We start from the raw sequence: 13,055 nt of genomic DNA, 5'->3' as shown, positions 1-13,055 counted from the left end.
AGCTCACCTCACTGTAAAAATTCTGACTGTACCGTCGTTGTTTTGTTAAATAAAATTCGATCTTCTCCAATTAGTATAATTTCATGCCAAGGTATCATTTCACTAACTTTTACTTTCTTTTTTTGGAATGGCAATTTATCTTTAACAATCTCAAAACCATGAATCTTTCCTGTTTGCACATCTAATAGACATTCTGTATGTGCCAATATACCAAAATGTACGCCACCCTCAATTTGAATTAACTCTTTATCCACCATCTCTGATAGTAGCATGCCTCATCTCCCTCCTTGAACCGTTACCCCAATATATGCCGAGTTTTTGCAATTCGTGACCCTTACCCAAAGTATGAAAATATTGCATTTATTCTTCAGGCTGTGTATAGTGTATATATACAGTTGTGTGAGGTGAGAAATTTGTGCATATTCATTTAAGCAATGCCAGTGATAAACCCATCTATGAGCAAATAACCGTACAGCTTAAGGAAGCGATACTAGCCAATAAATTACAAGCAGGTGACGCACTACCATCTATCCGTGCACTTGCAAAGGATTTAAAAATTAGCGTTATGACAACGAAGCGAGCTTATGCTGATTTAGAGCGAGATGGATTTATTGAAACGGTAGCCGGAAAAGGAAGTTTTGTTACAGAACGAAATCAGGATTTTCTACGCGAGGAATTATTGCGTCAAGTTGAAAAGCATATGCAACTGGCAGTGAAAACGGCCAAAACTGCAGGGCTAACAAAAGAGGAATTACAGGAGTTACTTTCATTAATTTTGGAGGAGGACAACTAAATGAATGCTATTGAAGTTTATGATTTACAGAAAAGCTTTGAAGGGTTTTCTCTTAATGATGTAAGTTTTTCAGTACCTCAAGGCACTGTCATGGGTTTTGTAGGAGAAAACGGTGCTGGGAAGTCTACTACAATTAAATGCATACTTAACTTACTTAAAAAAGAACATGGCGAAATTTTGCTATTTGGTAAGGATGTTGTCGAACATGAATTATCGATAAAAAACGACATCGGTGTGGTTTTTGACGATTTACATGTGCCTGAAACGCTCAATGCGACGCAGCTCGACAAATTTATGAAAAAAGTATTTAAAACATGGGATTCAGGTTATTATTTTGAACGATTAGCACAATTTAAAATTCCAGTGAGGAAGAAGGTAAAAGAATTATCTCGAGGAATGAGGATGAAGCTGTCCATTGCATTAGCCATGTCGCATCATCCAAAGCTATTAATTTTAGATGAACCTACGAGTGGGCTAGATCCAATTATTCGTGATGAAATTCTCGATTTGTTTTTAACGTTTATGCAGGATGAAACACATAGCATCCTATTTTCTTCTCATATAACAAGTGATTTAGAAAAGATAGCTGACTACATTACATTCATTCATAATGGGGAAATTTTATTTAGCGAAAGTAAAGATGTACTTGTCTATGAGTACGGCATATTTAAAGGAAATAATGAAGAGGTAAGTGTAATACCAGAACATGCCATTATAAGAAAACGTAATGGCACCTTTGGAACAGAAGCTTTAGTTTTAAAAAATGAAGTAAATGAGGTATTCTGCCTTGAAAAGCCATCTATAGAAGATATCATGCTATTTTATGTGAAAGGTAGTGTTTGAACATGGCAGGTCTTATCTTAAAAGATTTAATGACGATTCAACGTCAACTAAAAACACAGGCTTTCGTGCTAATTTTCTTCCTATTTATATCAATTTTTATGCAACAAGGGTTAATGCTCTTTACAATAATTATATTTATCGTGACCTTTCAAACTATAACTGCTCTTACCTATGATGAACAAAGCAGTTGGGATAAATATGCAAATACTTTCCCCATTTCAAAAGGGGACATAGTACTTAGTAAATATATACTTAGTATCCTTCTTATGCTTTTTGGGCTTATACTCGCACTACCGATTGTCTTTATTATTCATCGTTTTATGAATAACTGGGCATCAGCAGAGTTTTTTCCAACATTTAGTCTTCTTGTGACATTAGCCTTTTGTATGCTAGCACTTTTATTACCGATCTACATTAAATTCGGTTCTATAAAAGGAAGAATGGTTCTTATTGCTCTTTGCTTCATACCTGGTTTTTTATTTGGTCTTTTAAAAGAGTATTTTCCAGATATGACATTACTATTATCCAACTTAAAACAGTATATGTTTTTTGCTCCTGTTGCTGGACTTTTAATCTTATGGTTGTCCTCTCTCATTTCAACCGCAATTTATCAACACAAAGAATTCTAGGAGGGAAAGAGTAAATGCAGGCTTTACTTTTACAAAGAATAATGATCCAAAAATGGTCTATTCTTTTTGCAGTTATTATTTGTACGATCATAAGTTATATGGAAATACCTTTTTTAGATAATCCCGCAATAGTAATATTTGCTGCAGTTTTTTCTGCTTCCATTGTGGAAGGGATCTATAAGGACGATCAAAAAGTAAATTGGGAATTGTTTGTGAATAGTCTACCTTTGACAAGAAAAACACAGCTACAAGCTGATTTTCTATATTGTCACGGCATCGTGATGCTACTTTTTGTTCTCATAGTACCTGCTTATTTTTCACAAACCGCAGCTGACGATAATTTTCCAGAGCATTTTGCCATGTACTTCGCCTATATTAGCAGTGCTTCTTTACTCATCTCCATCCAGTTTTATATCCATCATCTAGAAAAGCGGATGCGTTATTTTAGAATGATAATAGCCATCTTCCTTATCTTTATAATTAATTTCCCTATTCATTACTATTTATCTCAAATAGCGGAAAATTTGATCATTATGTTAATTCCTACACTAATAAGTATACTCATTAGTAATTATATTTTTCGTCAAAGCCATACCTTATATTTAGCAAGAGAGGTTTTTTAAAGCAACAAAATCGAGAAAAGGTTGCCTATTAACGGCAACCTTTTTTTAATCTTCTGGGCCAATAATTGAAATGGCTGGCTCAACTTTCAAGATTTTAGCTATTAAGCGCTCGATCGATTCCATTGAGACGGCATCGATTGACGCTAATACTTCATCTACTAAACGATGTTTACGATGTACTAACTCACTTGTACCGTTGCGATTCATACGAGCACCTGTCCCCTCTAGACCGAGTACAAAACTACCCTTCAGCTGTTCCTTCGCATTCATAAGTTCTTCCTCTGTCACGCCACCTGCTACGATATCAAGTAATGTCGCATCAATTGTATGTTGAAGCTGTGATAATTGTTGACGACTTGTACTACCATAAATCGTAAATGCTCCAACATCCGCATAACAAGATTGGTAAGAAAATATTGAATAGGCTAAACCACGTTCTTCGCGTACTTCTTGGAACAAACGAGAGCTCATATTACCACCAATAATATTATTAAGTGCAATAAAGCTATACATATCTGGATCCTTTACACCAATTGCTGGATAAGAAATAGCCAAATGCGCTTGCTCCGTATCGCGAGTTTTAGAGACCTCTCCTGGATAAAAATGAGGATTCGAAAGCACAGGCTCAACCGCAAGTGGAGATGGCTGATATTGGCCAAATAAGTCTTCAATTGTTTGCATGAGCTTCGCAGAAATATTTCCCGCTATTGAAATAACAACTGATTCTGGACCATAATGTTTAGCCATGTAATTACGTATCATATCTGCTGTAAATGTTTTTAAAGTAGCCGCAGTTCCGAGAATTGGACGACCGAGTGCGTCGTTTGGATACATGACTCCCCATAGCTTTTCATGAACATCGTCATCAGCTGCGTCTTCACTCATTAATATTTCCTCTAGTACCACTTGTCTTTCCTTCTCTAACTCTTCCCCTGCAAACGTAGAATTAAAGAACATATCAGCTAATATTGTAACTGCAAGCTCAGCATGATGGTCTAAAACCTTTGCATAATAACAAGTGTTTTCCTTGGATGTAAAGGCATTTAATTCTCCACCAATTCGGTCAAATTCTTCAGCAATTTGGCGAGCTGTTCGAGTTTTTGTCCCTTTAAAAAGCATATGTTCTATAAAATGCGTAATACCATTTTCCTCAGGTAGCTCATAACGAGATCCTGCATTAACAAAAATGCCTAGCGCAACGGATCTTACATGATCGATTTGCTCAGACACAATACGCACACCATTCTGACATGTATGTACTTGTACCAAAAAATCTCCCCCAATTTATCTCTGGTTCTACATCAAAGGCATAATGTGGGGTCATCACCAAAACGTGTGGTTGATTTCCGTTCCGACTGGACGCTTTGTATCTGACGCTTCGCTTTCGCACAGAGCAAAGCTTCCTGGGCAGGATGTTGGTCACGAAGGCGTTATCACAGGACGTGATGCTTTTAGCCTTCGTTCCCCTAATTGCTCGCTCCAGGGTCTCATCTGTGACGCTAATCCCCAAGGAGTCGCCCATTCTCCACTTCAATCAACTTATTTACGTTTTACCAAAAGTCATCCACGACTTTTAGTGATGAACCATAATGTGAAGCTTCCCCCAAAATATCCCTTATTGAACCAAATTCCTTATACTTGATTTAAAAAAGGCTGCGCATTATACGCAGCCTTTTCTACAATTTATTATTTATCTTGCTCAGCGCGTTCTTTTTCCTCTTGAATCACAACTTTACGAGATAAATTCACACGACCTTGCTTGTCAATTTCAATAACTTTTACAAGTAATTGATCGCCCAGTTTTAATACATCTTCAACTTGTTTTGTACGTTCCTCTTGAATTTCAGAAATGTGAAGTAAGCCATCTTTTCCAGGGAATATTTCACAGAACGCACCGAATTTTTCAATACGTTTAACTGTTGATAAGTAATACTCGCCAACTTTTGCTTCACGTACGATGTCTTCGATAATTTGTTTTGCACGAGCGTTCATTTCTTCATCTGCAGAAGAGATGTAAATTGTACCATCTTGCTCCGTATCAATTTTTACGCCAGTTTCTTCAATAATTTTGTTAATTTGTTTACCACCAGGTCCGATGACATCGCGAATTTTATCAGGATTAATCTTCACGATAACAATTTTCGGTGCGAATTTAGATAATTTTTCACGTGGGTCTGCAAGAGTAGCAATCATTGATTCTAAAATGTGCATACGACCAATTTTAGCTTGTGTTAATGCTTCTTCTAAAATATTACGTGATAAACCATCAATTTTAATGTCCATTTGAAGTGCTGTTACACCTTTAGCTGTACCTGCAACTTTAAAGTCCATATCTCCAAGGTGGTCTTCCATACCTTGAATATCCGTTAAAATAGAGTAGTGTTCTCCTTTTTTAATAAGACCCATTGCAATACCTGCTACAGGTGCCTTTAATGGAACACCAGCATCCATCATCGCTAACGTTGAAGCACAGATAGAAGCTTGAGATGTAGAACCGTTTGATTCAAGTACTTCCGATACACAACGGATTGTATATGGGAATACAGATTCATCTGGAATAACCGCATCAAGAGCACGCTCTCCTAATGCACCATGTCCGATTTCACGACGACCTGGTCCACGAATTGGGCCAGTTTCCCCTACAGAGAATTGAGGGAAGTTATAGTGATGCATAAAGCGTTTTGATTCTTCTACACCTAAACCGTCGATAATTTGTACATCCCCAAGTGCACCTAATGTACAAATAGAAAGGGCTTGTGTTTGTCCACGCGTAAATAATGCTGAACCGTGTGTACGTTGCAATATGCCTGTTTCAGAAGAAAGTGGACGGATTTCGTCTAACTTACGACCATCTGGACGTACTTTATCTTCTGTAATCTGACGACGTACTTCGTCTTTAACCATTTTATCTAGAATTGTATAAACTTGCTTCATTGTTACATCATCAGCTTCTTGCTCTTCATAAGAAGCAATAACACGGTCTTTTACCGCTTTAATAGCCTCATCACGTGCATGCTTTTCAGCAGTTTGAATAGCATCATGCATGTCTGTCTCACAAGCTGCTTTTATATCTGCTTGAATCGCTTCATCAATTTCAAATAATGTTATAGATAATTTTTCTTTTCCTACTTCTGCAACGATTTGCTCTTGGAAAGCAATAATTTTTTGGATTTCTTCATGACCGAACATAATGGCTTCTAGCATTATTTCCTCTGGTACTTCTAGTGCACCTGCTTCAACCATGTTGATAGCATCCTTGTTACCTGCTACAGATAAATGGACTGTTGATTGATTAGATTGTTCCACTGTTGGGTTCACGATAAATTTACCGTCGATATATCCAACTTGTACACCTGCAATCGGTCCGTCGAATGGAATATCTGAAATAGCTAACGCTATTGATGAACCAAGCATTGCAGCCATTTCAGACGTACAATCCGGATCGTTAGACATGACCATCGAAATCACTTGTACTTCATTACGGAAACCGTCTGGGAACATTGGACGAATCGGACGGTCTATTAAACGGCTTGCTAGTATTGCTTTTTCAGATGGACGTCCTTCACGCTTAATAAAGCCACCAGGAATTTTACCCGCTGCGTATAAACGTTCTTCGTAGTTTACTGTTAATGGGAAGAAATCAAGTGGCTTCGGTGATTTTGACATTGTTGCAGTTGAAAGTACAGATGTATCACCATAGCGTACTAATACGGCCCCATTTGCTTGTTTTGCTAACTGTCCAACTTCGATTACAAGTGGACGGCCAGCCCATTCATAGGAATAGACTTTCTTTTCGTTCATTCAATGAACCCCTCTCTATTATAAAAACACTTACTTCGTCTGTATGTACTAATAGTAAGTGTACCAAAAATGCTTGTTCTATGCTAAATATTTCATCAAATAATCATACATTTAAATTCAGTTATTGCCAATTTATTTAGGATTTATTTCTGTATTCGATTGAAACCAAGTTTTTTTGCTTGAATTTCGTGTCATATATGCTTTTTTCGCAATAGTAAAGTTAATGTCTTCTTAATGTTTATAAACATAAAGAAAAAGCGGGATTAATCCCGCTTTTAGATCGACAATTAGCGACGTAAGCCTAAACGAGTGATTAGTTCACGGTAACGTTGTACGTCAGTTTCACGAAGATATTTTAATAGGTGACGACGACGACCTACCATTTTAAGAAGACCACGCTCAGAGTGGAAATCTTTTTTGTGTGTACGTAAGTGAGTATTTAGAGCGTTGATTTCCGCTGTTAATACTGCAACTTGTACTTCTGGAGAACCAGTGTCACTTTCGTGAGTACGGTACTCAGCAATAATTTCATTTTTACGTTCATTTGTAATAGCCATTTGTATGGACCTCCTAAATAATTGTTAATCGCCATTAGCACAGTAAACGTTGGAGTCATCGATATACCGAGCTAAGGTTAAGCATATTATGCACTTATGAATGTTACCATAAATCAAAAGGTCAAGCAAGTGTTAACATAAGCACCTATTCATTGGCTAAAGCAGATTTGATTTACATTAATAAACTTTATTTGAAGTCTCTGTTAGATCTCAATAAAATATGGTTCATCACCATAACGTGTGTGGTTGATTTCCGTTCCGGTTGGGCGCTTTGTTGCTGCCGCTACGTTAGCACTACGCTTTCGCACAGAGCAAAGCTTCCTGGGGGCGTCCGATGAGCCGCTTCGCTAGCGCTCCAGGGTCTCGGGCCAACACGAGGTTGGTCACGAAGGCGTTATCACAGGATGTGATGCTTTTAGCCTTCGTTCCTCTATTGCTGATCCCCAAGGAGTCGCCCAACCTCCACTCCAATCAACTCATGGCGTACGTTTTAACTTTCGGCGATGATCCCAAAATATTCAATTGCTTCCTGTTTATCTTTTTCGATTTGCGCTTTCAAAGCTTCAATGCCATCGAATTTTCGTTCACTTCTTATACGTTTATACCAAGCGACATGCACTTCTTCACCGTAAATATTTTTTTCGAAGTTTAATATATGGACTTCGATAGATAATTGTTTGTCGTTTGGATCTTTAAATGTTGGTTTATAGCCTACATTACATACACCATCATACCAGTTATTTTGCACAAGTACTCGAACCGCATATACACCGCTTGCTGGAATATAAGTTCCCTCTAACGCTTGGACATTTGCAGTTGGGAAACCGATTGTGCGTCCTCGCTTATCACCATGTACAACGATTCCCGTAACTTCAAATGGACGTCCTAGGAGTAATCTTGCTTCCTCCATATCTCCGTCTTGCAAAAGCTTACGGATACGTGTAGAGCTAATTTTTTCAATATCATCAGTTTTCTTTTCAACAACCGTTACGCCGTAATCTCCATTACTCAATGCACGCATTTCTTCCATTGTACCTTTCCCAAATGCACCAAAAGAATAATCAAAGCCAGCTGTAACATGTTGAATGTTCAACCCACGAATAAATGTATCAATAAATGCATCAGGTGAAAGCTTTGCAAAATCAGATGTGAAATGTACAACAAATATTGTATCAACACCCTGTTCTTCAAAAAGCTGCAATTTTTGCTGTAATAACGTTATATAAAATACTTTTTCGTTACGTCCGCCAAGCACTAAAGAAGGATGTGGATCGAATGTCATAACAGCCGTTGGAATTTGGCGCTTGTCTCCTTCTTCTTTCGCCGCCTTAATAACTGCCTGATGCCCTCTATGTACACCATCAAAAAAACCAAGAGCCAATGAATATGGCTGCATGCTTTCTCGTTGCTGTAGTTGGTGTGGGTATTTTAAATGAATGACCTCCATACTAAAAATCCTCCTACTCTATCGTTGGAAACATCTTATGTGGCTTCATAAACCCTTCCTTTGTAGGATGGGCATGATAGACCGCAATTGCTTTCCCACTGATTCCAAAAACAATTTTATCATGTATCTTTAATAATGCATCTGCGGGAAGCACTTGTCCATTGAAAATTTCTTTTTCGTTTACGGAAGTGATCTCCATATATGGATAATCCGTTAATGCATACTCAACTGGTAAAATGCATGTATCAATTTGTTCACCTTCCATCAGTTCAGCAACTTGTGCCAACGTAAAGCAATTTTCTTGTGTAAACGTACCTGAGGCTGTGCGTACGAGCTCTTTCATATGCGCAGGATAGCCAAGCGCCGCTCCGATTTGCACAGCTAGTGTTCGAATATACGTCCCTTTACTACACGCTATACGTACTGGGAATGTAATTTCTTGCCCTTCATATATTTCTACATCATCTAGTAGTTCTAATGCATAAATAGTTACTTGACGTGTCGGTCTTTCTACAATTTCGCCTTTTCGAGCATATTCATAGAGACGTTTACCATTTACTTTGACAGCTGAAAACATTGGTGGCGTTTGTTGAATGACACCTGTTAGCGAGGCTAAAACTTCTTGCAATTGAGTACGTGTGAACTTTTTATCCGTAGGATCTTGCTCAACTGTTTCTCCTTCTGCATCCTCCGTTGTCGTTGTACGGCCAATTGAAATAACAGCTTCATAGGTTTTTCCTGTATCCGTTAAATACTCTGCGATGCGTGTTGCTTGACCTATACAAATGGGAAGAACCCCCTCAACACCTGGATCAAGTGTGCCAGTATGGCCAACCTTTTTAGTACGTAAAATTTTTCGTAATTTAAAGACGCAATCATGACTTGTCATGCCACGTTCTTTCCAAAGCGGTAAAATACCGTTCATAAATTCCCTCCTAATATCCAATAAAAATAACAGGCGTGTTGATTAACCATTTTTATCCATCTCAATAAATAGAAGGCTCTGATTTCCGCTACGGGCTACTCGCTTTGTAGCTGCCGCTTCGCTTTCGCTACAGAAAACATTTGTCGCTGCCGCTTCGCTTTCGCGCAGAGCAAGGCTTCCTGCGGGCGAGCGAGCCGCTCCCTCTGCTTCGCTCCGTGCAGGGTCTCGTCTGTCTCGCTTTCCCGTGGGAGTCGAGTAGCCCTACGCTACAATCAGTTAAAAATGGGCGTATATTAACAAAATAGCAAAAAAAATCTCTTTATCGCTCAATAATAAACCTATTGTTTCCTAATTAACACGCCTGTAAAAAAATAGAGTCACAAAATGTTTTATTGCATTTCCGATAAATATAAAAAGCCTGCCTGCATGAACATGCATATGGCAGACTTTTTTAAGTTAAGCTTATTCTTCGTGTAAACCACGTAGCAATGTATCAATACGGTTCCCATATTCAATCGATGAATCGAATTCAAAAATTAGTTCTGGTGTACGACGTAAACGGATTCGTGAACCGATTTCTGAGCGAATAAAACCAGAAGCCTTTAATAAGGCTTTTAGTGTGTCCTCTTTTTCACGTTCATTGCCTAGAGTTGTAATATAAATTGTCGCTTGCTGTAAATCACCTGTCACCTCAACACCAGTAACAGTAACGAAACCAACACGCGGATCTTTAATTTTACGTCCAATAATCTCGCCAAGCTCTTTTTTCATTTGCTCAGCGACACGGTTTGAGCGTAGAGACATAGTTTGTCACCTCAATTTCGATGTACAGAAAGTTGTGTCCTTACTTACACATCTATTTTCATGCAGGTTGGTAAATCAAACAACACAACTTCTAATGTTACTTATAGATAGTCTCGCCACACATTAAGCTGTTCCCAAGATGGATTTGACTGTAAGTAGTGGAGCGCGTGATTAATTTCACGCTCGGCTGCTTCTTTTGAAGAAGAAACAGCAACAAGCGCTAATTTCGTGCGTTGCCATACATTTTGATGATCAATTTCCGCGATGGATACATTAAATTTTTGTTTCGTGCGGGTAATCATACGCTGTAAGACAGCACGTTTTTCCTTCAACGAATGGGCAGTTTGAATAATGAATTCAACCTCTGCGTAAACAATCATTAAGCACGTTTAACTTCTTCCATAATATAGGCTTCGATAATGTCGCCTTCTTTAATATCGTTGAAGTTTGTAATTGTAATACCACATTCGTAACCACGGGCAACTTCTTTTACTTCATCTTTGAAACGTTTAAGTGTATCTAATTCACCTTCAAAAATTACTACGTTATCGCGAATCACACGTACGCCTGAATCACGAGTTACTTTACCTTCTGTTACGTATGAACCAGCAATTGTACCAACTTTTGATACTTTAATTGTTTGTCGAACTTCTGCTTGACCAATAATTTTTTCTACGAATTCTGGATCAAGCATACCTTTCATTGCTTGTTCAATTTCTTCGATTACTTTATAGATAATGCGGTGTAGACGAATATCTACGCCTTCTTCTTCTGCTGCACGTTTTGCATTGACATCTGGACGAACGTTGAAGCCGATAACAATTGCATTAGAAGCCGCAGCAAGAGAAATATCTGATTCTGTAATCGCTCCAGCGCCAGTGTGAATAATTTTTACGTTTACGCCTTCAACATCAATTTTCATTAATGATGCAGCCATAGCTTCTACAGTACCTTGAACGTCAGCTTTAACAATTAAGTTAAGCTCCTTCATTTCGCCTTGACTCATTTGTTCGAATAAGTTATCAAGCGTTACGCGTTGTTTTTCTGAACGTTGTGCTTGAATCGCTGTCATTGCACGAGTTTCTCCAACTTGACGTGCTGTTTTTTCGTCTTCAAAGACAACGAAACGGTCGCCAGCTTGTGGTACATCGTTTAAACCTGTGATTTCAACTGGCGTTGATGGTCCAGCTTCTTTCACACGACGGCCTTTGTCATTCACCATAGCACGTACACGTCCATAAGTATGGCCGACAACAATTGGGTCCCCTACTTTTAATGTTCCATCTTGTACTAAAAGCGTTGCAACAGAGCCTCGACCTTTATCTAGCTGTGCTTCAATTACTGTACCAAGTGCTAAGCGATTAGGGCTCGCTTTTAATTCTCCAACTTCAGCAACAAGTAAAATCATTTCAAGTAATGTGTCAATGCCTTCACCTTTTAATGCAGAGATTGGTACGAAAATAGTTTCGCCACCCCAAGCTTCAGGAACTAGGCCATGCTCTGTTAACTCTTGCATCACACGGTCTGGATTAGCTGAAGGTTTATCCATTTTATTGACTGCAACAATAATTGGTACTTCTGCTGCTTTTGCGTGGTTAATTGCTTCTACTGTTTGTGGCATAACGCCATCATCCGCAGCCACTACTAAAATCGTTAAGTCCGTTACTTTCGCACCGCGCGCACGCATAGTTGTAAACGCAGCGTGTCCTGGTGTATCAAGGAACGTAATTTTTTTGTCGCCTTCAGTTACTTGATAAGCACCGATATGCTGAGTAATACCTCCAGCCTCTCCAGCTGTAACTTTAGTATTGCGAATAGAGTCTAACAATGTAGTTTTACCATGGTCAACGTGACCCATAATTGTTACTACAGGAGGACGTTCTGATAAGTCCGCCTCGTTAATTTCTTCTGTTTGTTCGAAGTGTGTTTCTAAATCCGTAATATCTACACGAATTTCTTCTTCAACTTCTACACCATAGTCTGCGCAAAGTAATTCAATTGCATCCTTATCTAATTCTTGGTTAATTGTTGCCATTACACCAAGCATAAATAATTTTTTAATAATTTCTGATGGCTCACGGTGTAATTTTTTTGCTAATTCCGCTACAGAAAGTGATTCAACAAAAGTAATTTTTTCTGGTAATTCCTTTTGTTTCACTGGTAGAGTTGGTTGATGTGTTTTTGGATGGCGACGTTTCCCGCCATGGATTCCTGGTTTTGGACGTTGGTTGTAACCACCGCCACCTCTGCGATTATTATTATTATTATTGTTATTATTTTGTGTCATATTTTTATTTTGATTACCTTTTATATTCTTAGATTTTTCGTTAGACGAATTTGAGTTTTGACGCGTTTGTTGCTGATTACTTGTTTTAGGCTTAGAAGTAGCAGATTGTTGCTTTTGCCCTTCTTGCTTTTTCACCGGTTGCTGTTGTTTTTGCGATACATTTTGAGTAGGTTGCTTCACATCTTTACTATTTTTAAATGTTTGGTTTAACTTTATCACTGTGTCTTTTTCTAACATTGACATATGATTTGTTACGCTCTCATTTAATTTATTTAGTGCTTCAATAACCTCTTTACTCGTTTTATTCACTTGTTTCGCATATTCATGAACTCTGATTTTGGTCATC

The 13,055-nt window shown here is 38.3% G+C and carries 13 protein-coding genes; 4 read left to right on the top strand and 9 right to left on the bottom strand.

Annotated elements, in window-relative coordinates:
- Positions 1-8 precede the first annotated feature (8 nt).
- Positions 9-272, bottom strand: coding sequence for a YlmC/YmxH family sporulation protein (locus ACIPKN_RS06360; RefSeq protein WP_132357391.1), 264 nt, complete (start codon positions 270-272; stop codon positions 9-11).
- A 143-nt stretch (positions 273-415) separates the two neighbouring features.
- On the opposite strand from ACIPKN_RS06360, the gene ACIPKN_RS06355 reads away from it, so the two are divergent.
- The 4 genes from ACIPKN_RS06355 to ACIPKN_RS06340 are packed head-to-tail and all read left to right on the top strand — an operon-like array spanning position 416 to position 2,888.
- Positions 416-793 (top strand): GntR family transcriptional regulator, encoded by a 378-nt coding sequence (locus ACIPKN_RS06355; protein WP_142507427.1) that lies wholly within the window; start codon positions 416-418, stop codon positions 791-793.
- A complete protein-coding gene (locus tag ACIPKN_RS06350) occupies positions 794-1,636 on the top strand; it encodes an ABC transporter ATP-binding protein (protein WP_400934381.1) in 843 nt (280 codons plus the stop codon).
- A gap of 2 nt (positions 1,637-1,638) precedes the next feature.
- Complete coding sequence (locus tag ACIPKN_RS06345) at positions 1,639-2,265, top strand: ABC-2 transporter permease (protein ID WP_400934380.1); 627 nt, start codon at positions 1,639-1,641, stop codon at positions 2,263-2,265.
- Between the two features lie 14 nt (positions 2,266-2,279).
- The gene (locus tag ACIPKN_RS06340; RefSeq protein ID WP_400934379.1) at positions 2,280-2,888 is read left to right on the top strand and encodes an ABC-2 transporter permease; all 609 of its coding nucleotides are present in this window, start codon (positions 2,280-2,282) and stop codon (positions 2,886-2,888) included.
- A gap of 45 nt (positions 2,889-2,933) precedes the next feature.
- On the opposite strand, the gene ACIPKN_RS06335 is transcribed toward ACIPKN_RS06340, so the two are convergent.
- The 8 genes from ACIPKN_RS06335 to infB form a co-directional block, all read right to left on the bottom strand.
- Complete coding sequence (locus ACIPKN_RS06335) at positions 2,934-4,157, bottom strand: M16 family metallopeptidase (RefSeq protein WP_400934377.1); 1,224 nt, start codon at positions 4,155-4,157, stop codon at positions 2,934-2,936.
- A 417-nt stretch (positions 4,158-4,574) separates the two neighbouring features.
- Positions 4,575-6,689 (bottom strand): polyribonucleotide nucleotidyltransferase, encoded by a 2,115-nt coding sequence (gene pnp, locus ACIPKN_RS06330; RefSeq protein WP_400934376.1) that lies wholly within the window; start codon positions 6,687-6,689, stop codon positions 4,575-4,577.
- A gap of 287 nt (positions 6,690-6,976) precedes the next feature.
- Complete coding sequence (gene rpsO / locus ACIPKN_RS06325; protein ID WP_142507433.1) at positions 6,977-7,246, bottom strand: 30S ribosomal protein S15; 270 nt, start codon at positions 7,244-7,246, stop codon at positions 6,977-6,979.
- 490 nt (positions 7,247-7,736) lie between these two features.
- Positions 7,737-8,693, bottom strand: a complete 957-nt coding sequence (gene ribF, locus ACIPKN_RS06320; RefSeq protein ID WP_142507434.1) for a riboflavin biosynthesis protein RibF — start codon at positions 8,691-8,693, stop codon at positions 7,737-7,739.
- Positions 8,694-8,706: 13 nt separating this feature from the next.
- Positions 8,707-9,618 (bottom strand): tRNA pseudouridine(55) synthase TruB, encoded by a 912-nt coding sequence (gene truB / locus ACIPKN_RS06315; RefSeq protein ID WP_400934373.1) that lies wholly within the window; start codon positions 9,616-9,618, stop codon positions 8,707-8,709.
- A gap of 462 nt (positions 9,619-10,080) precedes the next feature.
- Positions 10,081-10,422 (bottom strand): 30S ribosome-binding factor RbfA, encoded by a 342-nt coding sequence (gene rbfA / locus ACIPKN_RS06310; protein WP_400934372.1) that lies wholly within the window; start codon positions 10,420-10,422, stop codon positions 10,081-10,083.
- Between the two features lie 101 nt (positions 10,423-10,523).
- The gene (locus ACIPKN_RS06305) at positions 10,524-10,802 is read right to left on the bottom strand and encodes a DUF503 domain-containing protein (protein ID WP_004225006.1); all 279 of its coding nucleotides are present in this window, start codon (positions 10,800-10,802) and stop codon (positions 10,524-10,526) included.
- Positions 10,802-13,054 carry a translation initiation factor IF-2 gene (infB, locus tag ACIPKN_RS06300; protein WP_400934370.1) on the bottom strand — a complete coding sequence of 751 codons (2,253 nt, stop codon included), beginning with the start codon at positions 13,052-13,054 and terminating at the stop codon, positions 10,802-10,804. Before infB ends, ACIPKN_RS06305 begins: the two co-directional genes overlap by 1 nt.
- Position 13,055 lies beyond the last annotated feature (1 nt).

Origin of the sequence: Lysinibacillus sp. NPDC086135, from assembly GCF_044746345.1 — a bacterium.
GTDB lineage: Bacteria > Bacillota > Bacilli > Bacillales_A > Planococcaceae > Lysinibacillus.
Note: the sequence above shows the minus strand (reverse complement) of the source record. Positions and strands in the feature narration are given on the sequence as shown.

Bases quoted from the DNA above. Each gene is read 5' to 3' on its own strand.
- ACIPKN_RS06360 (WP_132357391.1), bottom strand. From the start codon at position 272: ATGCTACTATCAGAGATGGTGGATAAAGAGTTAATTCAAATTGAGGGT.
- ACIPKN_RS06350 (WP_400934381.1), top strand. From the start codon at position 794: ATGAATGCTATTGAAGTTTATGATTTACAGAAAAGCTTTGAAGGGTTT.
- ACIPKN_RS06345 (WP_400934380.1), top strand. From the start codon at position 1,639: ATGGCAGGTCTTATCTTAAAAGATTTAATGACGATTCAACGTCAACTA.
- ACIPKN_RS06340 (WP_400934379.1), top strand. From the start codon at position 2,280: ATGCAGGCTTTACTTTTACAAAGAATAATGATCCAAAAATGGTCTATT.
- pnp (WP_400934376.1), bottom strand. From the start codon at position 6,689: ATGAACGAAAAGAAAGTCTATTCCTATGAATGGGCTGGCCGTCCACTT.
- rpsO (WP_142507433.1), bottom strand. From the start codon at position 7,246: ATGGCTATTACAAATGAACGTAAAAATGAAATTATTGCTGAGTACCGT.
- ribF (WP_142507434.1), bottom strand. From the start codon at position 8,693: ATGGAGGTCATTCATTTAAAATACCCACACCAACTACAGCAACGAGAA.
- truB (WP_400934373.1), bottom strand. From the start codon at position 9,618: ATGAACGGTATTTTACCGCTTTGGAAAGAACGTGGCATGACAAGTCAT.
- rbfA (WP_400934372.1), bottom strand. From the start codon at position 10,422: ATGTCTCTACGCTCAAACCGTGTCGCTGAGCAAATGAAAAAAGAGCTT.
- ACIPKN_RS06305 (WP_004225006.1), bottom strand. From the start codon at position 10,802: ATGATTGTTTACGCAGAGGTTGAATTCATTATTCAAACTGCCCATTCG.
- infB (WP_400934370.1), bottom strand. From the start codon at position 13,054: ATGACCAAAATCAGAGTTCATGAATATGCGAAACAAGTGAATAAAACG.